The following is a 21,349-nucleotide window of genomic DNA, read 5'->3' on the forward strand; positions in this document are numbered from 1 at the left end:
ATTTAATAAATTAGCGTAATTAATCATTCGACATTATTCGCAAAGACAATAAAAAAGCACCAACCATTCACAATTATGATTAGTGCTTAATAGTAATTTCCGTATATTAATCGTAACGGCTTAACACTATTTGCCGAGTGGCATCCCCTCCCAGGGGCACAAGCTCGGTTACCACGCCTCTTACAGGATGAGACGCAACCTCGTGGATGTTTGGAGTCAAGGTGATGCCGCCGCAGCGTTGCTGCACTTTATTGTTAACAACATCAGCGCTACACGTCGGTTCAGTCACCCTGCCACTGATAGTTAATGTGGCAGTATCAGAGGCGAAGACAGAAGAACTCATTCCATAAGCCAGAGTAATAAGTCCCAACAATAAACCAATTTTCATTGCATTCATTATTCCTGTAATGGGTGGGAAACAGCGCATTCGCCGTCGGTCCGGTTAATTATGGGTTAACTTCCTTGCTAAAACCAATTGAGATTGTAGATTAATTGGTTTGATTTGATCAATTGCAATGATGCATTGAGGTGATTTATTCGGAAAAAGACATGAATTATACAGGCAGGATAAACAATATTACGAAGCTTTTTCACTCTAAGTATTCACCGCATCAATAATACATTGATGCGGTGAATATCTGTAACGCTATAAATTACACCGCGCGGAAGGCAATTTCTCCCGGAATAACTTCACCCTGCCAATACAGCTGTGCGGCGATACGTCCTGCCAGGTCACGGTAAATGGCGGTAAATTCGCTGTCTGGGCGGCTGATAACCGTTGGCGTACCGCGATCGAGATCTTCACGCAGTGAAATGTGCAGAGGCATTTGTCCCAGCAGTTGAGTACGATATTGCTCCGCCAGCTTCTGCGCGCCACCGGTGCCAAAGATTGGCTCATGATGACCACAGTTGCTGCAGATATGCATACTCATGTTCTCGACGATACCCAGAACCGGCACTTCCACCTTTTCGAACATCACAATGCCTTTTTTGGCATCGATAAGCGCAATGTCCTGCGGTGTGGTTACTACAACCGCCCCCGTTACCGGGATGTTCTGCGCCAGCGTCAGCTGAATGTCACCGGTGCCCGGCGGCATATCCAGGACCAGATAATCGAGATCTGGCCATAACGTTTCTTGCAGCATCTGCAGCAGCGCTTTACTGGCCATCGGGCCGCGCCACACCATGGCGTTATCGTCGGTGACAAGATAACCAATGGAGTTGGTTGCCAGGCCATGAGACATAATCGGCGCCATATGGGTGCCGTCCGGTGAGGTCGGGCGCTGATTTTCTGCACCGAGCATCGTCGGGATAGACGGGCCATAAATATCGGCATCGAGAATACCGACCTTCGCCCCTTCCGCAGCAAGCGCCAGCGCCAGGTTAACGGCGGTTGAGGATTTCCCTACCCCACCTTTACCGGAACTGACGGCAATGATGTTTTTCACACCGTTGATGCCCGGCTGGTTTTTCACGCGTTTCAGCGTCGCAATGTTGTGCGACAGCTTCCAGTCAATGGCTTTCGCGCCGGTGATACGCAGTAGATCGGCACTGCATTGCTCTTTTAATACTTCAAACGCGCTGTGCCAGACGAACGGCATCACCAGCTCAACGTGCAGCGTGTCATCCATCCAGGCGACATGGTGCAACGCTTTTAGCGTCGTCAGATTATGCTTCAGGGTTGAATGTTGAAAATTCGCCAGCGTCCCGGCGACCATCGCGCGCAGGGTTTCTGGTGATTTGGCCTGGGATTGTGCGTTCATCCCGACTCCTTTTTGTTGTTCTGAAAGACGATTGTCACCAGCTAGTTTACTCCAACCGCGACAATTATTCATTTACGGATAAATGCCCTTATCACTTGGCGCAGTAATTACCATTTTGGTACTATCAAAGCCCTTTTCACTACAAAAGAAGTAATTGCCCACTATGACTCAAGTCGCGAAGAAAATTCTGGTAACGTGCGCGCTGCCGTACGCCAACGGCTCCATCCACCTCGGCCATATGCTGGAGCACATCCAGGCTGATGTCTGGGTCCGTTACCAGCGAATGCGCGGCCACCAGGTAAACTTCATCTGCGCGGACGACGCACACGGTACGCCAATCATGCTGAAGGCTCAGCAGCTTGGCATTACACCAGAGCAGATGATCGGTGAAATGAGTCAGGAGCATCAGACTGATTTTGCAGGGTTTGATATCAGCTACGACAACTACCACTCCACGCACAGCGATGAGAACCGGGAGCTGTCCGAGCTTATTTACACGCGCCTGAAAGAAAACGGTTTTATTAAAAACCGCACTATCTCCCAGCTGTACGACCCGGAAAAAGGCATGTTCCTGCCGGACCGTTTCGTTAAAGGAACTTGCCCGAAATGTAAGGCTGCGGATCAGTACGGCGATAACTGCGAAGTGTGCGGCGCGACCTACAGCCCAACCGAACTTATCGAGCCGAAGTCCGTGGTGTCTGGCGCGACGCCGGTCATGCGTGACTCCGAACACTTCTTCTTTGACCTGCCGTCATTCAGCGAAATGCTGCAGGCATGGACGCGCAGCGGCGCGTTGCAGGAACAAGTTGCGAACAAAATGCAGGAGTGGTTTGAATCCGGCCTGCAGCAGTGGGACATTTCCCGCGACTCACCGTACTTCGGTTTTGAAATCCCGAATGCGCCAGGCAAATACTTCTATGTCTGGTTGGATGCGCCGATTGGCTATATGGGCTCGTTCAAAAACCTGTGTGACAAGCGCGGCGATACCACAAGCTTTGATGAATACTGGAAAAAAGATTCTGACGCCGAGCTGTATCACTTCATCGGTAAAGATATCGTTTATTTCCACAGCCTGTTCTGGCCTGCCATGTTGGAAGGCAGTAACTTCCGTAAACCGACTAACCTGTTCGTCCACGGTTATGTGACGGTGAACGGCGCGAAGATGTCAAAATCTCGCGGAACCTTCATTAAAGCCAGCACCTGGCTGAAGCACTTTGATGCCGACAGCCTACGCTATTACTACACGGCGAAGCTTTCTTCACGTATCGATGACATCGACCTGAACCTCGAAGATTTTGTTCAGCGCGTTAACGCCGACATCGTCAACAAAGTGGTCAACCTGGCGTCCCGTAACGCGGGCTTTATCAGTAAGCGTTTTGACGGCGTACTGGCGGCTGAACTGGCCGATCCGGCACTGTACAAGACCTTTACCGACGCCGCGACAGTGATTGGCGAAGCGTGGGAAAGCCGCGAGTTCGGTAAAGCCATTCGTGAAATTATGGCGCTGGCCGACGTGGCTAACCGCTACGTTGACGAACAGGCTCCGTGGGTTGTCGCCAAACAAGAAGGCCGTGACGCCGATCTGCAGGCGATTTGCTCCATGGGTATTAACCTGTTCCGCGTCCTGATGACCTACCTGAAACCGGTTCTGCCAACGTTGAGCGAGCGTGTCGAAGCATTCCTGAACAGCGAACTGACCTGGGATGCCATCCAGCAGCCGCTGCTCGGCCACAAGGTCAACACCTTCAAAGCGCTGTACAACCGCATCGACATGAAACAGGTTGAAGCCCTGGTTGAAGCATCAAAAGAAGAAGTGAAAGCGGCTGCCGCACCGGTTACCGGCCCGCTGGCGGACGACCCGATTCAGGAAACCATCACCTTTGACGATTTTGCCAAAGTTGACCTGCGCGTGGCATTGATCGAAAACGCCGAGTTCGTTGACGGCTCCGACAAACTGCTGCGCCTGACCCTGGATCTGGGCGGTGAAAAGCGTAATGTCTTCTCCGGCATCCGTTCAGCCTATCCGGACCCGCAGGTGCTGATTGGTCGTCAGACCATTATGGTGGCTAACCTGGCACCGCGTAAAATGCGCTTCGGCATTTCTGAAGGCATGGTGATGGCCGCCGGCCCTGGCGGGAAAGACATCTTCCTGTTAAGCCCTGACGAAGGCGCCAAACCGGGCCAACAGGTGAAATAAACAAAAAAAGCCGGATTATTATCCGGCTTTTTTTGCCCGTTAGCGCTACGCATGCACGGACCTGCGGGTATTAAATCACGCTTTCGTGTGATGTACCCGGTGAGTCAAACCACGCAGGAAATAACGTAAAAACTGGTCTCCACACTCGCGGTAGTTTTTATGTTCCGGCGCACGCATCATGGCGGTGATTTCCGGCATCGACACGCGGAATTTCTGCTCGGTCATAATGGCCAGAATATCATCGGTTTTCAGTGAAAAGGCGATACGCAGCTTTTTCAGCACCGTATTGTTGTTCACCCGACGCTCAAGCGCCAGTTCCGGCGCCGAATCATCTTTACCGCGCAGATGGTAGATCAGGCCGTTTAAAAAACCGGAGAGAATGATGTCCGGGCAACGAATAAACCCGTCTTCATCTTCTTTCGTCATCCAGGTGTCGAAACCTGCGGCGGTGGATTCCATGTCAGCAAGCGCAAGGATCCGCACCATGTCGTTATTGTTCGCTTTCAGGGTGTAGCGCAGGCTACGAAGAATGTCGTTACTTAGCATAGAGCCTTCAACTGTCGGTGATGCAATGGCGCGCAGTGTACCAGTTTTACAGACCAATCGCCTCTTTTAGGCTTTTAAGATAACGGCGGCTCACCGGCACGGTCAGGCCGTTACGTAAAATCAACTCGGCCTGGCCGTTATCTTCCAGGCGAATCTCCTGCAGCTGCGCCATGTTCACCAGATATTGTCGATGGCAGCGCAACAGCGGCGTGCGGCTCTCCAGCGTTCTCAGCGTAAGCTCGGTAAAACCTTCTTTGCCGTCGCTGCTGGTGACAAAAACGCCGCTCATGCGGCTACTGACAAACGCAACATCGTCCATTTGCAGCAGATAAATGCGGCTGTGACCGGAACACGGAATAAATTTTAGCGCCTGCTGGTTTTCCGGCAGCACCGACACATCCTGCTTCGTGCGCTCCTGGCGTAAACGGATCAGCGTTTTCTCCAGCCGGGTTTCTTCAATCGGCTTGAGCAAATAATCAAAGGCATGCTCTTCAAAGGCTTTCACCGCATACTCATCAAATGCGGTGAGAAAAACAATATACGGACGGTGTTCAGGATCGAGCATGCCCACCATTTCCAGACCGCTAATACGTGGCATCTGGATATCGAGAAACAGCACATCAGGGCGCAATTTATGCACCGCGCCGATGGCCTCAACGGCATTCGAACATTCCCCCACAATCTCAATGTCGCTTTGCTCCTGCAACAGGATCCGCAGATTTTCCCGCGCTAACGGTTCGTCATCCACAATCAACACTTTGATCATGCCAGTTCCTCCAGGGGAAGTCGTAAAGTGATTCGGGTAAAGAGGTCAGGTTCACACACTACGCTGATGCCAAAATCATCGCCAAACCGTTCACGTAGTCGCTTATCCACCAGATTCATCCCCAGCCCGCTGGCCTCGGTTGTCGGCAAATACAGGCCGGCATTATCTTCGATATCCAGCATCAGATACTGCCCTTCTCGCCGGGCGGTAATGGAGACTTCACCGGTATCAAGTAGCTGAGAGGTACCGTGCTTAATCGCATTCTCGACAATGGGCTGCAACGTAAATGCTGGCAATTGCTGATGCGAAAGTTCATCCGGTACCGTTAAAGTGACCTGCAGGCGCGACTGAAAGCGCGCCTTTTCAATTTGCAGATAGGCGTTAACGTGTTCAATTTCATCTGCCAGCGTCACAATTTCTGACGGCCGTTTGAGGTTTTTGCGAAAGAAGGTCGACAGATATTGCACCAACTGACTGGCCTGCTCGCTGTCGCGGCGAATCACCGCTTTAATGGTATTGAGCGCATTAAACAGAAAATGGGGATTCACCTGCGCATGCAGAAGCTTAATTTCTGACTGCGTGAGCATCGCTTTTTGCCGTTCATATTGCCCGGCAAGGATCTGCGCTGACAGCAACTGCGCAATCCCTTCGCCAAGCGTGCGGTTGATCGAACTAAATAAGCGGTTTTTGGCTTCATACAGTTTGATGGTCCCCATCACCCGCTGGTTTTCACCACGCAAAGGGATAACCAACGTCGAGCCTAATTTGCAGTGCGGATGCAGTGAGCAGCGGTAAGGTACCTCGTTGCCGTCGGCATACACCACTTCGCCGGTATCAATCGCTTTTTGGGTATAAGAGGATGAAATCGGCCTACCTGGCAGATGATGGTCGTCACCAATTCCGGTAAAGGCCAGCAACTTATCGCGATCGGTTATCGCCACTGCACCAATGTCCAGCTCCTCATACAGTACCTGGGCCACCTTCATGCTGTTAACCTCGTTAAACCCCTGGCGCAATATGCCTTCCGTTGAGGCGGCAACTTTTAGCGCAGTGGCTGAAAACGCCGAGGTGTATTTTTCGAACATGGCCCGTTTGTCGAGCAAAATACGCATAAATAAGGCTGCACCCACAGTATTGGTGACCATCATCGGCGCGGCAATATTGCTCACCAGATGCAGCGCATTATCAAAGGGACGCGCAATCAATAAAATGATCAGCATCTGCACCAGTTCGGCAAAAAAGGTGATCGCGCCCGCCGTCAGCGGGCTAAAGACTTTATCAGTGCGACCGCGGCGGGTCAGTACGCTGTGTACCAACCCGCCGAGAAGTCCTTCAACAATGGTCGAGATCATGCAGCTCAGCGCGGTCATTCCGCCCATCGAATAGCGATGCAGGCCGCCAGTCAACCCGACTAGCCCCCCAACCACCGGGCCGCCAAGCAAGCCACCCATCACCGCGCCAATGGCACGGGTGTTGGCAATGGAATCTTCAATATGCAGCCCCAGGTAGGTACCCAGAATGCAAAAAATGGAAAAGGTGACGTAGCAAAGGAGTTTGTGCGGCAGCCGGATAGTGACCTGCATCAGCGGGATAAATAAACGCGTTTTGCTCATTAACCACGCAATAACAAGAAACACGCACATCTGCTGTAGCAGCAGCAACACCAGATTAAACTCGTACATACCCGCCAACCACAGTCTTCTTAAAAGCGCGTAACATACATGGGCTGCGCGTAACTTTCTTTGAACTGTTGCAAAAAATAAGGAATTTGTGAGAACGGTCACTCAAAAGCGTGGGTATGACTACAAAATCACCCATTCCGTGAGCAAAAAACAGACAAAACTACCTGGTTCGCAAAAGAGCGTCTAAAGTAAAACTGGGACCTCGCGAGCAAGAGTGAGACAACAAATGGCGCTTTACACCATCGGTGAAGTGGCTTTGCTTTGTGATATCAACCCTGTCACTTTACGTGCGTGGCAGCGGCGATATGGATTACTGAAACCGCAGCGCACAGACGGCGGTCATCGCCTGTTTAACGATGCAGATATCGACCGGATCCGCGAGATCAAACGCTGGATAAACAACGGTGTGCAGGTCAGTAAGGTAAAAATGTTGCTCAGCAATGAGAGCATTGATGTGCACAACGGCTGGCGCGAGCAGCAAGAAACACTGTTGAGCTATTTGCAAAGTAATAATTTGCATAGTCTGCGATTGTGGATCAAAGAACGTGGCCAGGATTATCCCGCCCAGACGCTGAACACCCATCTGTTCATTCCGCTGCGGCGACGCCTGCAATGTCAGCAACCTATTCTTCAGGCACTGCTCGGCATTCTTGACGGCGTGCTGATTAACTACATTGCGATTTGCCTCGCCTCAGCCCGTAAGAAACAAGGTAAAGACGCGCTGGTCGTCGGCTGGAATATTCACGATACCACCCGGCTATGGCTGGAGGGCTGGGTCGCCAGCCAGCAAGGATGGCGGGTTGACGTACTGGCTCACTCGCTCAATCAACTGCGACCGGAACTGTTTGAAGGCCGGACACTTCTGGTGTGGTGCGGCGATAACCAGACGGCCGCTCAACACCAACAATTAACCGAGTGGCGTGCGCTAGGCCACGATATTTATCCACTCGGTATTTAATATTCCATTAACAAACGTGTACAATCCTTTTATATACCATAAGGAGTACATCATGAGCGCAGCTAAAATCGGCGTGATCACCCTCTTCCTGTTGATGGCCATCGGCGGAATCGGCGGTGTGATGCTTGCAGGCTATACCTTTATTTTACGTGCCGGGTAAGCTGTTGCGCGACTCGCTCAAACCCGCGATCGACAATGATGGCCGCCAACGCGACCAGCAGCGCCCCCTGTATCACATAGGCAGTATTAAATCCGCTCAGCCCGATGATTATCGGCGTACCCAGCGTGTTTGCCCCCACGGTTGAGGCGATCGTGGCGGTGCCAATATTAATAATCACCGACGTGCGAATGCCAGCCAGAATAACCGGCGCGGCCAGCGGCAGCTCCACTTTGCGCAACCGTTGCCCGCCACTCATCCCCATTCCACTGGCAACATCCAGCACGCTGGCCGATATTCCGCCCAGCCCCGCCAGCGTCGCCTGTAAAATCGGTAACACACCGTACAAGATCAGCGCGATGATGGCTGGCTGTGGGCCAAACCCCATCACCGGAACAGCGATGGCCAGCACGGCGACCGGCGGAAAAGTTTGCCCCACGGCGGCAATGGTTTCCACCAGTGGTCTGAATTCGGTTCCCGATGAACGCGTGACCGCAATCCCCGCCCCCATACCAATGATCACCGCCACCAGGCTCGAGATCCCGACCAGGCTAAAATGGGCCAACGCCAGCGCCAGAAAACTCTCCTGCTGATAAACCGGACGCGGCAGCTGCGGGAACAGCGCACTAAACAGCGCCTGGCTATGCGGCAACCCCGCCAGCAGCAGCAGAAAACAGATAACCAGCCATAACAGCGGATCAGTCAGACGTTTCACGGTGCGGCCTCGGTGAGAGTAGATCCTGAAAATGGAGCGTCCCGCAGGCTCCGCCCTGTGCGTCAACCACCGGCAGGACGTCGCACCCCCGCGCCACAAAAATAGAGAGCGCATCGCGCAGCGTCATCTCGTCTACCAACGGCTCACCGCTGAGCTGCTCATGACGGCGGGTAAAATCACCGACGGTGCGCAGCGCCAGCAGCCGAACACCCAGTTCGCTGCGGCCAAAAAAGGTGTGTACGAAGTCGTTAGCCGGTGCTGTGAGCATCGATAGCGGCGTGCCCTGTTGCACCACCTGACCTGCGTCCATCAGCACCAGGTGTTCCGCCAGCCTCAGCGCTTCGTCAATATCATGGGTAACCAGCACAATGGTGCGTCCCAACAGCCGGTGAATGCGGGTCATCTCCTGCTGCAAGGCGCTGCGCGTTACCGGATCCAGCGCACCAAAGGGTTCATCCATCAGCAGCACCTGGGGATCGGCGGCCAGCGCACGCGCCACTCCCACCCGCTGTTGTTGCCCACCGGAGAGCTGATGAGGATAACGATGACGCAACCCCTCTTCCAACCCCAGCAACGCCATCAGTTCATCCGTTCGGTCATCAATACGTGAACGCGACCATTTCTGCAGCTGCAATACGGTGGCAATGTTCTGTGCAACGGTCCAGTGCGGAAACAGTCCAATAGACTGAATGGCGTATCCCATCCGTCGTCTTAATTCCAGCACCGGCAGGCTGCGGATCTCATCGCCAGCAAAGCGAATCGTCCCGCTATCATGCTCCACCAGACGGTTAATCATTTTGAGCGTGGTGGACTTCCCCGACCCCGACGTACCAATCAAGACGGAAAAGCTGCCTTCGCGAAAATGCAGATTGAGATCGTTGACCGCGTGTTGTTGGCCAAAGGTTTTACAGACATGGCTAAATTCAATCATCAACGGTCACCTTCAGCAGAGCTAAACCTAAATCAAACAGGGCATCGATCAGCACCGCCAGCACCACCACCGGGACGACACCCAGTAGCACTAAATCGACGGCACTGCTGAGCAATCCCTGAAAAACCAATGCGCCAAATCCCCCCGCGCCAATCAGTGCGGCAATAACGGCCATCCCCACCGTCTGCACCATCACGACACGTAAACTGCGCAAGAAGACCGGTAACGCCAGCGGGAGTTGTACCGAACAAAAGCGCTGACGTGAGTTCATTCCCATTGCCCGGGCGCTTTCCAGCACATCGAGAGGAACCTGGTTCAGCCCCGCCACCACGCCGCGCACCAGCGGCAGTAGCGCGTACAGCACCAGCGCAATCAGCGCAGGGGCCAACCCGGTTCCGGCAATGCCCAATGCACGTAACCAGGGAAAATGCTGAACCAGCCCGGCAAGCGGGGCAATCAGTAGGCCAAACAGCGCCACGGACGGAATGGTCTGAATAATATTCAGTACGGCAAATACCGGCCCCTGCCGCGACGTAGAGAAGGCGCACCAGATGCCCAACGGGATGCCAATCACCAGCGCTGGCAGCACGGTTCCGAGCAGGATAGTCAGATGTTGCGCCAGCGCATCGTCGAAGACATCCTGACGATTGGCATACTCTTTGAGCAGCGAAAGGTCGTTGAACATCCCGGTCAGCAGCAGCGCAACGGGGACGATGGCAATGTGCATATGCAGTAACCAACGCCACAGTGGCCTCGCGGTGAGACGACGAATCGCGTCGCTGAGCGCCAGCAGCATCAGTCCCAGCCCAAGCCAGAATCCGCTACCCAGACTGGTTCTCGCCAGCGGACTTCCCGTCTGCGCCAGCCCGCTTGCCGTTTTACCGGCGGCAATCAACGCCGCTATCAGCAGCAGTTGCACTACGATCAGGGTTAACACGTTGCCGGCGCGACCGGAGATAAAACACAGCGCCACCAGTAGCAGAAACATCGCCGCCAGCCCCCACGCAAAACCGGGCCAGAGTTCCCAGAGTTGTCGACCTTCGCCAGAGACCAGACGATTGGGGGCATAACTGATGAAAGGCAGCGCGGCTGCCGCCATTAGCAGAAATACCAGCAGCAACAGCACTCGATTAACAGACATCGTTGATACAACACTCACCTGATGCAAACTCCGTTACTTCACCCATCCTTTTTGCTTCAGGTAATCTGCTGCGACTTTTTTCGCATCCAGTCCTTCAACGGCGATACTGGCATTAAGCTGTTGCAGCGTTTTTTCATCCAGACTGGCAAATACCGGCTGCAGCCACTCCGCCATTTGTGGGTAGGCCTGCAATACTGATTCACGCACCACCGGCGCAGGAGCATAGATCGGCTGAACACCTTTCGGATCGCTGAGCGTTTGTAACCCCAGCGCGGCAACAGGGCCGTCGGTCCCGTAGGCCATCGCAGCATTAACGCCTGAGGTTTGCTGCGCGGCAGCTTTTATGGTTACCGCCGTGTCTCCCCCTGCCAGCGATAAAAGCTGATTCTGATTCAGTTTAAAATCATAGGCTTTTTCAAACGCGGGCAACGCATCCGCACGTTCGATAAACTCCGCCGAGGCGGCCAGTTTGAACGCGCCGCCGTCTTTCAGGTAGCGTCCCAGGTCAGCCAGCGAAACGAGCTTATTCTTTTCGGCGACATCCTGACGGAGGGCAATGGTCCAGGTGTTATTAGCGGGCGCAGGCGTTAGCCAGACCAGTTTGTTCTGTTCCGCATCCAGTTTTTTGACTTTTTCATAACCGGCCTGCGCATTTTTCCATGCCGGGTCATTTTCATCTTTAAAGAAGAAAGCCCCGTTTCCGGTATATTCCGGGTAAATATCGAGTTCGCCGGAGGTGATGGCCCCGCGCACCACTGGTGTGGTTCCCAACTGGACTTTATTGACGGTTTTCACGCCGTGGCTTTCAAGCACCTGCAAAATCATATTGCCGAGCAGCGCCCCTTCCGTATCAATTTTTGATCCCACCGTGACGGGTGATGCGGCCTGCAGGGGTAAGCTCATCGCGGCAAACAGCGCCAGCGAGCCCGCCCAGACCTTTGAGATTATCATGCTGCTCTCCTCATCCTTTGACTGTCCTTTTCAGGACATAGAGGGAAAAGCATAGTCGAAAAATCTGACCTTAACCTGGCAATTGAGGGGTAACGGAGGGAAGGATTAGCAGTAACTCGGTGATAAATATAAAAAGACCGGCAAAACCTCAGGGGCTTTGCCGGTGGGGATGAATCTATGGACCTGACACGTGTGGAGCCATCAGGTCTGACGCAAATTCACCTGATCATTACAGCAGTTCAAATTACAGCAGTTCAAACTCGCCCTGCTTCACTCTGGCAGAATCTACGCCGATAAAGACGTTGAATTTGCCCGGCTCCACATCGTATTGCATACGCTGGTTCCAGTATTTCAGCGCCTCAATATCAATCGGGAAACTGACCGTTTGCGTCTCGCCCGGTTTGAGATTCACCTTCTCAAATCCTTTCAGCTGTTTGACAGGACGACTCATGGAAGCGGTCACATCCTGTAAATACATCTGAATCACCGTCGCTCCTTCGCGTTTGCCGGTGTTAGTTACCTGCACGCTGGCAGTGACCGTTCCATCACGCTTCATCGTCGGTGCAGAAAGCTTCACATCAGAAACGGTAAAGGTGGTGTAGCTCAGACCATAGCCAAAGGGATACAGCGGGCCGTTGGCTTCGTCAAAGTAACGTGAGGTGTATTTGTTCGGCTTATCGGCGTTATACGGACGACCGGTATTCAGGTGGCTGTAATAGACCGGGATCTGTCCGACAGAGCGCGGGAAAGACATCGGCAGTTTACCTGACGGGTTGTAATCGCCAAACAGGACATCGGCAATGGCGTTGCCGCCTTCCGTCCCGGCAAACCAGGTTTCCAGAATCGCGTCGGCCTGCTGGTCTTCTTTCACCAACGCCAATGGACGACCGTTCATCAGCACCAGCACCAGCGGCTTGCCGGTGGCTTTCAGCGCGGTAATCAGGTCACGCTGGCTTTGCGGAATCGTGATATCGGTCCGGCTGGAGGCTTCATGCGCCATACCTTGCGCTTCACCGACCACAGCGACCACCACATCAGACTGCTGCGCGGCCTTGACCGCTTCATCAATCATGACCTGCGGCGAGCGTGGGTCGACTTTCACCGCCTCTTCATACAGATTGAGGAAGTCGACAATGCCTTTATCGTTAGTGATATTCGCCCCTTTGGCGTACACCACTTTGCCCTTATCGCCGAGCGCATTTTTAATGCCTGTCAGCACCGTCACTGACTGTTCGGCAACGCCTGCTGCCGACCAACTGCCCATCACATCACGTTTGCTGTCCGCCAGTGGACCGACGACTGCCACAGTCCCCGATTTCTTCAGCGGCAACGTTTCCAGGCGGTTTTTCAGCAGTACCAGACTTTCGCGGGCAACGTCACGCGCGTCTTTACGGTGTAAACGGCTTTCCGCGTTGGTGTCCTGCGGGTCAGTCTCTTTGGCCCCCAGATGGCTGTACGGATCGTTAAACAGCCCCATATCATATTTGACGTTCAGCACATGACGCGCGGCATCGTCCAGTTCAGCCATCGTCACCTTACCTGACTTAATCAGGCCCGGTAGATACTTACTGTAATACTCATCGCTCATGCTCATGTTAATGCCGGACTTGATCGCCACGCGCACCGCGTCTTCCGGATCGGAGGCGGTACCATGTTTGATCAACTCTTTAATCGCGCCGTGATCGGAAACGGTAATCCCTTTAAAGCCCCACTCATCGCGCAGCACATCTTTCAACAGCCAGGCGTCAGAAGTCGCAGGGGTGCCGTTCAGCGAGTTAAGACCCACCATCACCGCCCCGCTCCCGGCGTCTAACCCGGCTTTGTACGGTGGCATATAGTCGTTAAACAACCGCTGCGGACTCATATCCACGGTGTTGTACTCTTTTCCGCCTTCTACCGCGCCATAGGCGGCGAAGTGTTTGACGCTGGTCATCACCGAATAGCGATCGGCCGGGCTTTTACCCTGCATCGCTTCGACCATGGTTTTGCCCATCGTGGCGGTCAAATAAGTATCTTCCCCGAAACCTTCTGAGGCGCGTCCCCAGCGTGGATCGCGCGAGACATCAACCATTGGCGCCCAGGTCATATTCAGGCCATCGTCTGCGGCTTCATAGGCAGAAACGCGCCCCACTGTTCTGACCGCATCCAGATTAAACGATGACGCCAAACCGAGGCTTATCGGGAACACGGTGCGCTGACCGTGCAGTACGTCATAGGCGAAAAAGAGAGGGATTTTCAGGCGGCTGAGTTCCATCACCTGATCCTGCATTTTACGGATATCCTCGCGGGTAACGGTGTTAAAAATCGCCCCAACCTGCCCGTCTTTGATCATCTCACGGATGGCTTCTTTCGGGTTATCCGGCCCGACGCTTATCAAACGTAGTTGGCCGATCTTCTCATCGACGGTCATCTGTTTGAGTAAATCGGTAACAAATGCATCCCGTGCTTCAGGGGTCAGAGGATGGTTACCAAACAAGGAGTCCGCCAGCGCTGGCTGCAACGCCAGGCTCACCGCGATACCTACAGAACAAAGCCATTTCATGTTGATTCTCTCTTTATTTTTTCCCGACGAGGCAGCGAAAATATAACAAAAACCGCAGTTTGCCGTAAGCCTAAACGGGAGAGATAAAGAAAGCTAAGGTTATTCTCCTAATTTTGAAATCCGGGATGAATGAAGCACAGCCAATTCAGAGACAACCTGAATGAGAAAGCGTATTGTCATACAGAGCGCTATGCTTGTTTCTGATATTTTTGCCCACCACAAGGAGTGGAGAATGTCTTCCATTACAACAACCGATAATAAAGCGTTGCTTAACGAACTGGCCCGTCTGGTGGGTCATTCGCACCTGCTTACCGAACCGTCTAAAACGGCCCGCTATCGCAAGGGCTTCCGCTCAGGTCAGGGCGAGGCGTTAGCCGTTGTCTTTCCTGGCTCATTGCTGGAACTGTGGCGTGTGCTGAACGCCTGCGTCGTCGCCGACAAAATTATCCTGATGCAGGCCGCCAACACCGGGCTAACCGAAGGCTCTACGCCCAGCGGCAATGACTACGATCGCGAGATTGTTATTATCAGCACCCTGCGCCTCGACAAACTGCACGTCATCGGCAAAGGCGAACAGGTTCTGGCGTATCCCGGCACCACGCTCTATTCGCTGGAAAAAGCACTCAAGCCATTTGGTCGCGAACCGCATTCGGTGATTGGCTCTTCATGCATTGGCGCATCGGTGATTGGTGGGATTTGCAACAACTCCGGCGGCTCGTTGGTACAGCGAGGCCCGGCATATACCGAGATGTCGCTGTTTGCGCGAATTGACGAACAGGGCAAATTACAGCTGGTCAACCATCTGGGTATCGAACTTGGCCAGACGCCGGAGCAGATCCTCAGCAAACTTGATGACGAACGCATTAAAGATGACGATGTGCATCACGACGGGCGTCACGCGCACGATCACGATTACGTTACCCGCGTCAGAGATATCGAAGCCGATACCCCCGCACGCTATAACGCCGACCCGGATCGGCTGTTTGAATCTTCCGGTTGCGCGGGAAAACTGGCGGTGTTTGCGGTGCGCCTCGACACCTTTGAAGCCGAGAAAAATCAGCAGGTGTTTTATATCGGTACCAATCAGCCAGAGGTGCTGACGGAGATCCGCCGTCATATTCTGGCAAAGTTCGAACACCTGCCGGTCGCCGGCGAGTACATGCACCGTGATATCTACGATATCGCCGAGCAGTACGGCAAAGATACGTTTCTGATGATAGACAAGCTCGGCACCGACAAAATGCCGTTCTTCTTTACCCTGAAAGGTCGCACCGACGCGATGCTGGAAAAAGTGAAAATTTTCCGCCCGCACTTTACCGACCGTGCCATGCAGAAATTTGGCCATTTATTCCCCAGCCATTTACCGGCGCGGATGAAAAGCTGGCGCGATAAATACGAACACCACCTGCTGTTAAAAATGGCCGGTGGCGGCGTGGCCGAAGCACAAAGCTGGTTGACTGAGTTTTTCAAAACTGCCGAGGGCGATTTCTTTGCCTGTACGCCGGAAGAAGGCAGTAAAGCCTTTTTACACCGCTTTGCTGCAGCCGGGGCGGCGATTCGCTATCAGGCCGTCCATGCCGATGAGGTCGAAGATATTCTGGCGCTGGATATTGCGTTGCGCCGTAACGACACGGAATGGTATGAGCATCTGCCGCCCGAGATCGACAGTAAGCTGGTGCATAAGCTCTATTACGGACACTTTATGTGCTATGTCTTCCATCAGGATTACATTGTGAAGAAAGGTGTGGATGCGCATGCGCTGAAAGAGCAAATGTTGGAACTGTTGCAGGCTCGCGGGGCGCAGTACCCGGCAGAGCACAATGTGGGACACCTGTACAAAGCGCCGGAAACCTTGACGCGTTTTTATCGCGCCAACGATCCGACCAACAGCATGAACCCAGGGATCGGTAAAACCAGTAAACAGAAGTTCTGGAAAGAATCGTAGGCCCGATAAGCGTAAGCGCCATCGGGCACGTTGCCGGGGGCGCTTCGCTTGCCCGGCCTACGGTTTAATCGTTCTGCGCAGTTTGTTCACCCGTCGCCGCCATCTGTGCGGCTTTTTGCTTTTTATAGCTCAGTGCAGCCGCCGGAACCGGCATCACCTTGCCAGTTTCTATCCAGGTACGTAAACGGCTGGCATCGGCAAAATGGGTGTATTTACCAAACGCATCCATCACCACCAGCGCCACCGGTTTGTTGTTGATGACCGTGCGCATCACCAGACAGTGACCCGCCGCGTTGGTAAAGCCGGTTTTGGTAAGCTGGATATTCCAGTTATCGCGGTACACCAGATGGTTGGTGTTGCGGAACGGCAGCGTATAGGCCGGGTTGGCAAAGGTCGCCATGTCTTCACGCGTGGTACTTAACTGACCAATCAGCGGATACTGTTTGCTGGCAATCAGTAATTTGGTGAGGTCACGGGCGGTCGACACGTTATGAATGGATAACCCTGTCGGTTCCACAAAGCGGGTCTGAGTCATCCCCAGTGATTTCGCTTTGGCATTCATCGCTTTAATAAACGCGTTATAACCGCCAGGATAATGATGCGCCAGGCTTGCCGCCGCACGGTTTTCCGATGACATCAGCGCCAGCAGCAGCATGTCTTTGCGGCTGATTTCACTGTTCAGCCGTACACGAGAATAGATGCCTTTCATTTCTGGCGTCTGGCTGATGTCTACTTTCAGCTTTTCGTTCAGCGGCAGTCGTGCATCCAGCACCACCATCGCCGTCATTAATTTGGTGATCGACGCAATCGGACGCACAAGGTCCGGATGGTTCGAATAGATGACCTTATTGGTATTCAAATCAACAATCATCGCACTACCAGACGCAATCTCGGGTTGAGAGGCCGCTGCGGTAGCCGCCGTTTTCGCCACGGCTTGGGGTGCAAAAGGAACTGCCAGCACCAGGGCAAGGCTTAATAATGAAACTCGAAATTTAAGCATGATGAGATTTCTGATAATGGTTCACGCACGTCACAACGCACACCGCCCGAGATAGAGAATAAGCTCAAGCTAGCGCAGGCATCATAACCACCCGGCAGCATTGCCGCCACCGGAGAATCATCTCGAAATGCTGCGTTGCTGGCTTTTACACCAGCAACGCAGAGTAGACAGGTTGTTAGCTTAGAACAATCGGTATCCGTACCCCCACAGGATAACCGTAATCGCCAGCAGAACTTCGAGCACCAGGACGCCAATTGCCAGCGTTGAGCTGGAAAAGCTGAGTCCTTCCTCTCTGCTGATATTCAGGAATGTCGGGATGCCGAGATACAGCAAATAACCGGTGTAAAACAGCGCGATTGTTCCGACTAAGGCACACAGCCAGACCAGCGGATACAGCGCCACCAGCCCACTTAAAAACAGCGGTGTGGCGACATAGCCGGCAAAGACCATGCAATGTGCCAGCGACGGACGCTGCGGATAGTTACGTGCCATCCACCAGATAACCCTGCCCATCACGGCCACGCCGGCCAGCATCACACCGTAAAACAGAATTGCCATCGCAAATCCGGTCAACAGGGATAACTGCAATACGTTGCCGTCGCCAAAACTCCAGCCAATTTGCGTGGTGCCAATAAATGCGCAAATGACCGGGATGGCCGCCATCAGCAGAACATGGTGGGTATAGTGATGCGAAACACTTTCGTTTTCGCTGTTGATCACGTGCATTTCACGATCGGGATGGGAAAATAGCCCCCAGACATGGTTCATACCGCCCCCTTCTTGTCAGCTCCGGACCTCAACACTTCAAGTATAATTCAGCTTTTGATTATTTTATGTACACGGTAAAAATACCGATGCGCTGGGTGACGGCTTTTCCGGCATCAACAATTCATCAGGTGTATGCTAATGGTTGTGGAGGTCATACAGACGTATGGATATAAACAATCTTATTGCCCAGTACGGCTATGCGGCGCTCATCATTGGCAGCCTGGCCGAAGGCGAAACCATTACCCTGTTGGGCGGCGTGGCGGCGCATCAGGGATTACTCAAATTTCCGCTGGTTGTTGTCTCTGTCGCGCTGGGGGGAATGATTGGCGATCAGTTGCTGTATCTGCTTGGTCGTCGTTACGGCGGCAACATTCTCCGTCGCTTCTCGCGTCATCGGGCAAAAATTCAGTATGCACAGAAAATGATCCAGCGGCGCCCATACCTGTTCGTGGTCGGGACACGTTTTATGTATGGCTTTCGGGTCATTGGCCCCTTGCTGATTGGTGCCAGTCACCTGCCGCCGAAAATCTTTTTACCGCTGAATATTCTCGGCGCACTGGTCTGGGCATTGCTGTTTACTACCCTTGGTTATGTGGGTGGAGAAGTGGTCGCGCCGTGGCTGCACAGCCTCGACCAGCATATCAAACATGGGGTATGGCTGATTCTGGTTGTTGGGCTGGTGGTGGCGGTCCGCTGGTGGATGAAACGGCGCAATAAACAAAAAACCGACCCGACAGCCTGAATCTGCCGGGCCAGACTCTCAGGATGCGTGGTATCCGCCACCCAGGGCGCTGGTGAGCTGAATAGACGCATCCAGCCACTGACCTTGTAGTATCAGGCCGTTACACTGTTCACGCAGTGCCGGAATTTTTGCCTCACTGACGCGGGAGCCGGCGATAATCCCGGCGTTGAACCGCGCCTGCGCAAGCCCCACTACCCGCTGCGCGTCATGTTCGATCTGCAACTGATGCTGATTCTTCTGCGCCAGCGTATCCACCTGCGTTGCCGCACGCGCGACATCATTCACCGCATCAACCACCGCTTTATTGTAATTGGCCACGGTCAGGTTACTTTGCGCTTTGGTGATGTCGAGATTCGCATTCAACCTGCCGCTGTCGAAGATCGGGAGCGTTAATCCGGCGGTGACCCCCATTTGTTGGGCAGAATGGCGGAACAGATCGCTCAGATGTAAAGCATCCTGCTGCAGGAAGGCCATCAGGTTAACGTCGGGATAAAATGCCGCTTTTGCCGCATCAATACTGCTTAGAGAAGATTCAATGTACCAGTGAGCCGCCTGCAGGTCCGGTCGGCGGGCCAGCAAGGAATAACCTAACTGGGACGGTAACTGGCTTTCGACGACCGGCATCGTGGTGGCATGCAGCTTCAGCGAGGTGGACTGCGTGTTGGTCAGCGCGCTCAACCGCGCCTCGATGACCTTCATTTTCCCGTTGACGTCGTTGAGTTGCTGCTCCGTTTTACCGGAATCAATATCGGTTTCAACGCCTTCTACCGAGGAGGTCAACCCGTTTTGGTACAGCTCGCGATCGACGGTAATCACATTTTGCTGCTCGGTTTCGATTTGCGTCAGCACGGTCTTCAGCGCCGCCTGCGTCTGCCATTCCCAGTATAAGCGGGAGACACCGCTCGCCAAAAGCTGTCGGGTTTGCTCGCGCTCAGCTTCACGCGCTTTGACTGCACCAATGCGTGCTGTTACCTCCGCCCGATTCTTACCCCACAGATCCAGGTTCCAGCCAGCGGTTAATCCCATGGTGCCATTGGTGTACCACGGCCCGGTGGTGCCCGCCGCCGGATCGGTGAGGGCAAACGGTCCCATCAAGCCTTCTGCCGACATTTTCTGGCGCTCGACGTCTGCCGAGAAATCAATCTGCGGACCATCCTGCGCCTCAACGGCCTTCGCCTGCGCCTCTGCCAGTTGGATACGCTGCTCTGCCACCTGCATATCAGGCGAATTCTTTAATGTGCTGTCAATCAACGCATTCAACTGGGGATCGTGATATGCCTTCCACCATTGGCTATCCGGCCAACCATTTTTTAATGCCGCGGGTAACGCAGAATCCACATTTTCAGCGGGCGTCTGCTGTGAGAGCGACTGACGGGTATCGTGCATTGGGGCACAACCGGGCAGCAGAATAAAAAGCGGCAAGCATGCCGCTGCAAGAAGCACAGAATTACGATTCATGGGGATATACTGGTAAGAAATGATGTGCAAAGAGTACGACTTGTCGCAGATGCTTTTTTAGTTACGCGTGGCAATACATCTTTGGACATCAAAATATATAATTAGAAAAATATATTCCCGTTTAATAATACGGATAAAATAATTCTAATAATTTATGAATGGAGGCACGATGTCACAAAATATCTATGATGATCCGCACTTCTTTGCCGGATATGCCACGCTGGACCGCTCCGTAAAAGGACTCGACGGCGCGCCCGAATGGCCAGCATTACAGGCCATGCTCCCTCCGTTACAAGGTCAGCGCATTCTCGATCTAGGCTGCGGATACGGCTGGTTTTGCCGCTACGCACGCGATAACCACGCGGCAAGCGTCGTGGGCTTAGATATTTCAGAGAAAATGTTAGCCCAGGCTTGCAACATGACCACCGGAGAGGGTATTTCGTACCAGCGCAAAGATCTTGACGCGCTGACGTTGACCGCGGATTCCTTTGAGCTGGTTTATAGCTCGCTCGCCTTGCACTATTTGCAGGATATAGAGCGATTATTGGTAACCATTTACCAGGCGTTAACACCAGGCGGAATGTTGGTCTTTTCGGCAGAACACCCAATTTATACAGCGCCCCTCACCCAGGGTTGGATAAAAGACAAAACCGGGCAACTCTCCTGGCCGGTGAATCACTATCAGCAGGAAGGTGAACGCATCAGCAACTGGTTTGCTGAAGGGGTAAAAAAACAACACCGCAAGCTGGCAACCTGGATCAACGCGCTGATTGGCGCCGGGTTTGAGATTGTCTGTGTTGATGAGTGGGGACCGTCTGCTGAACAGATTGCCGCCAACCCCGCGCTGGATGAAGAGAAAGAGCGCCCGATGGTGTTTCTGCTCAGCGCACGTAAGCCGGCATAACAGTGCCTGCAGGCAGAGTTTTCAATAGTTTCCTATACTAAATTTGAACTTACCAAAAAGGGAAGGCTAATGAAAATTCTGCTGTGGGCTATTTTAATTATTTTTCTGATTGGACTGTTGGTGGTGACTGGCGTGTTTAAGATGATTTTCTGACATCAATGCCGGATGGCGGCGTAAACGCCG

General features: G+C 53.3%; 20 protein-coding genes. 7 read left to right on the plus strand and 13 right to left on the minus strand.

The window, feature by feature from the left end; translation table 11 throughout:
- Positions 1-106: 106 nt before the first annotated feature.
- Entirely contained in the window at positions 107-388 is a 282-nt protein-coding gene (locus tag QNN86_RS01775; protein WP_279277934.1) for a DUF2574 family protein, read from the minus strand.
- 265 nt (positions 389-653) lie between these two features.
- Positions 654-1,763 carry an iron-sulfur cluster carrier protein ApbC gene (gene apbC / locus QNN86_RS01780; protein WP_096756512.1) on the minus strand — a complete coding sequence of 370 codons (1,110 nt, stop codon included), beginning with the start codon at positions 1,761-1,763 and terminating at the stop codon, positions 654-656.
- A 163-nt stretch (positions 1,764-1,926) separates the two neighbouring features.
- Between apbC and metG the strand changes: the two genes are divergently transcribed.
- Positions 1,927-3,960: a methionine--tRNA ligase gene (gene metG, locus QNN86_RS01785; protein WP_115258048.1), complete on the plus strand. Its 2,034-nt coding sequence runs from the start codon at positions 1,927-1,929 to the stop codon at positions 3,958-3,960.
- Between the two features lie 75 nt (positions 3,961-4,035).
- On the opposite strand, the gene QNN86_RS01790 is transcribed toward metG, so the two are convergent.
- Genes QNN86_RS01790 through QNN86_RS01800 form a run of 3 tightly spaced genes read right to left on the minus strand, consistent with a single transcriptional unit; the run spans position 4,036 to position 6,954 of the window.
- Positions 4,036-4,506, minus strand: a complete 471-nt coding sequence (locus QNN86_RS01790) for a DUF1456 family protein (RefSeq protein WP_115259919.1) — start codon at positions 4,504-4,506, stop codon at positions 4,036-4,038.
- 46 nt (positions 4,507-4,552) lie between these two features.
- Positions 4,553-5,272: a two-component system response regulator BtsR gene (gene btsR, locus QNN86_RS01795; RefSeq protein ID WP_115258047.1), complete on the minus strand. Its 720-nt coding sequence runs from the start codon at positions 5,270-5,272 to the stop codon at positions 4,553-4,555.
- On the minus strand, positions 5,269-6,954 hold the full coding sequence (locus QNN86_RS01800; RefSeq protein ID WP_096756509.1) for a sensor histidine kinase: 1,686 nt from the start codon (positions 6,952-6,954) through the stop codon (positions 5,269-5,271). The genes btsR and QNN86_RS01800 overlap by 4 nt, the downstream gene beginning before the upstream one ends.
- Positions 6,955-7,180: 226 nt before the next feature.
- On the opposite strand from QNN86_RS01800, the gene mlrA reads away from it, so the two are divergent.
- Positions 7,181-7,912 carry an HTH-type transcriptional regulator MlrA gene (mlrA, locus tag QNN86_RS01805; RefSeq protein ID WP_115258046.1) on the plus strand — a complete coding sequence of 244 codons (732 nt, stop codon included), beginning with the start codon at positions 7,181-7,183 and terminating at the stop codon, positions 7,910-7,912.
- A gap of 52 nt (positions 7,913-7,964) precedes the next feature.
- On the plus strand, positions 7,965-8,072 hold the full coding sequence (locus tag QNN86_RS01810) for a protein YohO (RefSeq protein WP_003027354.1): 108 nt from the start codon (positions 7,965-7,967) through the stop codon (positions 8,070-8,072).
- Here QNN86_RS01810 and QNN86_RS01815 read toward each other — a convergent pair.
- From QNN86_RS01815 to bglX, 5 genes are all read right to left on the minus strand, one after another.
- Positions 8,053-8,784, minus strand: coding sequence for an ABC transporter permease (locus QNN86_RS01815; RefSeq protein ID WP_279277933.1), 732 nt, complete (start codon positions 8,782-8,784; stop codon positions 8,053-8,055). The genes QNN86_RS01810 and QNN86_RS01815 overlap by 20 nt on opposite strands.
- A complete protein-coding gene (locus QNN86_RS01820) occupies positions 8,768-9,715 on the minus strand; it encodes an ABC transporter ATP-binding protein (protein ID WP_279277932.1) in 948 nt (315 codons plus the stop codon). Before QNN86_RS01820 ends, QNN86_RS01815 begins: the two co-directional genes overlap by 17 nt.
- On the minus strand, positions 9,708-10,856 hold the full coding sequence (locus tag QNN86_RS01825) for an ABC transporter permease (RefSeq protein ID WP_279277931.1): 1,149 nt from the start codon (positions 10,854-10,856) through the stop codon (positions 9,708-9,710). Before QNN86_RS01825 ends, QNN86_RS01820 begins: the two co-directional genes overlap by 8 nt.
- A gap of 33 nt (positions 10,857-10,889) precedes the next feature.
- Complete coding sequence (locus QNN86_RS01830) at positions 10,890-11,807, minus strand: ABC transporter substrate-binding protein (RefSeq protein ID WP_279277930.1); 918 nt, start codon at positions 11,805-11,807, stop codon at positions 10,890-10,892.
- Between the two features lie 244 nt (positions 11,808-12,051).
- Positions 12,052-14,349 carry a beta-glucosidase BglX gene (gene bglX / locus QNN86_RS01835; RefSeq protein ID WP_279277929.1) on the minus strand — a complete coding sequence of 766 codons (2,298 nt, stop codon included), beginning with the start codon at positions 14,347-14,349 and terminating at the stop codon, positions 12,052-12,054.
- 232 nt (positions 14,350-14,581) lie between these two features.
- Between bglX and dld the strand changes: the two genes are divergently transcribed.
- Entirely contained in the window at positions 14,582-16,294 is a 1,713-nt protein-coding gene (dld, locus tag QNN86_RS01840; RefSeq protein ID WP_135911736.1) for a D-lactate dehydrogenase, read from the plus strand.
- 64 nt (positions 16,295-16,358) lie between these two features.
- Here the strand turns inward: dld and pbpG are convergent, their stop codons facing one another.
- Complete coding sequence (gene pbpG / locus QNN86_RS01845) at positions 16,359-17,294, minus strand: D-alanyl-D-alanine endopeptidase (protein WP_096756501.1); 936 nt, start codon at positions 17,292-17,294, stop codon at positions 16,359-16,361.
- 180 nt (positions 17,295-17,474) lie between these two features.
- A complete protein-coding gene (locus QNN86_RS01850) occupies positions 17,475-18,062 on the minus strand; it encodes a Yip1 family protein (protein ID WP_117343470.1) in 588 nt (195 codons plus the stop codon).
- A 163-nt stretch (positions 18,063-18,225) separates the two neighbouring features.
- Here QNN86_RS01850 and QNN86_RS01855 point away from each other — a divergent pair, with 163 nt between their 5' ends.
- The gene (locus QNN86_RS01855) at positions 18,226-18,804 is read left to right on the plus strand and encodes a DedA family protein (protein WP_115258037.1); all 579 of its coding nucleotides are present in this window, start codon (positions 18,226-18,228) and stop codon (positions 18,802-18,804) included.
- A gap of 18 nt (positions 18,805-18,822) precedes the next feature.
- On the opposite strand, the gene mdtQ is transcribed toward QNN86_RS01855, so the two are convergent.
- Entirely contained in the window at positions 18,823-20,262 is a 1,440-nt protein-coding gene (mdtQ, locus tag QNN86_RS01860) for a multidrug resistance outer membrane protein MdtQ (RefSeq protein ID WP_117343469.1), read from the minus strand.
- A 169-nt stretch (positions 20,263-20,431) separates the two neighbouring features.
- Between mdtQ and QNN86_RS01865 the strand changes: the two genes are divergently transcribed.
- Entirely contained in the window at positions 20,432-21,166 is a 735-nt protein-coding gene (locus QNN86_RS01865; protein ID WP_117343468.1) for a class I SAM-dependent methyltransferase, read from the plus strand.
- Positions 21,167-21,235: 69 nt separating this feature from the next.
- On the plus strand, positions 21,236-21,319 hold the full coding sequence (gene yohP, locus QNN86_RS01870) for a small membrane protein YohP (protein ID WP_000698460.1): 84 nt from the start codon (positions 21,236-21,238) through the stop codon (positions 21,317-21,319).
- The last annotated feature ends 30 nt before the right edge of the window (positions 21,320-21,349 follow it).

Origin of the sequence: Citrobacter sp. C348 (assembly GCF_047467975.1) — a bacterium.
Taxonomy (GTDB): domain Bacteria; phylum Pseudomonadota; class Gammaproteobacteria; order Enterobacterales; family Enterobacteriaceae; genus Citrobacter; species Citrobacter gillenii.

Excerpts from the sequence above, each read along its gene's own strand:
- QNN86_RS01810 (WP_003027354.1), top strand. The coding sequence starts at position 7,965 with ATGAGCGCAGCTAAAATCGGCGTGATCACCCTCTTCCTGTTGATGGCC.
- mdtQ (WP_117343469.1), bottom strand. The coding sequence starts at position 20,262 with ATGAATCGTAATTCTGTGCTTCTTGCAGCGGCATGCTTGCCGCTTTTT.
- yohP (WP_000698460.1), top strand. The coding sequence starts at position 21,236 with ATGAAAATTCTGCTGTGGGCTATTTTAATTATTTTTCTGATTGGACTG.
- btsR (WP_115258047.1), bottom strand. The coding sequence starts at position 5,272 with ATGATCAAAGTGTTGATTGTGGATGACGAACCGTTAGCGCGGGAAAAT.
- QNN86_RS01830 (WP_279277930.1), bottom strand. The coding sequence starts at position 11,807 with ATGATAATCTCAAAGGTCTGGGCGGGCTCGCTGGCGCTGTTTGCCGCG.
- metG (WP_115258048.1), top strand. The coding sequence starts at position 1,927 with ATGACTCAAGTCGCGAAGAAAATTCTGGTAACGTGCGCGCTGCCGTAC.
- QNN86_RS01825 (WP_279277931.1), bottom strand. The coding sequence starts at position 10,856 with ATGTCTGTTAATCGAGTGCTGTTGCTGCTGGTATTTCTGCTAATGGCG.
- bglX (WP_279277929.1), bottom strand. The coding sequence starts at position 14,349 with ATGAAATGGCTTTGTTCTGTAGGTATCGCGGTGAGCCTGGCGTTGCAG.
- QNN86_RS01855 (WP_115258037.1), top strand. The coding sequence starts at position 18,226 with ATGGATATAAACAATCTTATTGCCCAGTACGGCTATGCGGCGCTCATC.
- apbC (WP_096756512.1), bottom strand. The coding sequence starts at position 1,763 with ATGAACGCACAATCCCAGGCCAAATCACCAGAAACCCTGCGCGCGATG.
- QNN86_RS01820 (WP_279277932.1), bottom strand. The coding sequence starts at position 9,715 with ATGATTGAATTTAGCCATGTCTGTAAAACCTTTGGCCAACAACACGCG.
- pbpG (WP_096756501.1), bottom strand. The coding sequence starts at position 17,294 with ATGCTTAAATTTCGAGTTTCATTATTAAGCCTTGCCCTGGTGCTGGCA.
- QNN86_RS01850 (WP_117343470.1), bottom strand. The coding sequence starts at position 18,062 with ATGAACCATGTCTGGGGGCTATTTTCCCATCCCGATCGTGAAATGCAC.
- dld (WP_135911736.1), top strand. The coding sequence starts at position 14,582 with ATGTCTTCCATTACAACAACCGATAATAAAGCGTTGCTTAACGAACTG.
- QNN86_RS01775 (WP_279277934.1), bottom strand. The coding sequence starts at position 388 with ATGAAAATTGGTTTATTGTTGGGACTTATTACTCTGGCTTATGGAATG.
- mlrA (WP_115258046.1), top strand. The coding sequence starts at position 7,181 with ATGGCGCTTTACACCATCGGTGAAGTGGCTTTGCTTTGTGATATCAAC.
- QNN86_RS01800 (WP_096756509.1), bottom strand. The coding sequence starts at position 6,954 with ATGTACGAGTTTAATCTGGTGTTGCTGCTGCTACAGCAGATGTGCGTG.
- QNN86_RS01865 (WP_117343468.1), top strand. The coding sequence starts at position 20,432 with ATGTCACAAAATATCTATGATGATCCGCACTTCTTTGCCGGATATGCC.
- QNN86_RS01790 (WP_115259919.1), bottom strand. The coding sequence starts at position 4,506 with ATGCTAAGTAACGACATTCTTCGTAGCCTGCGCTACACCCTGAAAGCG.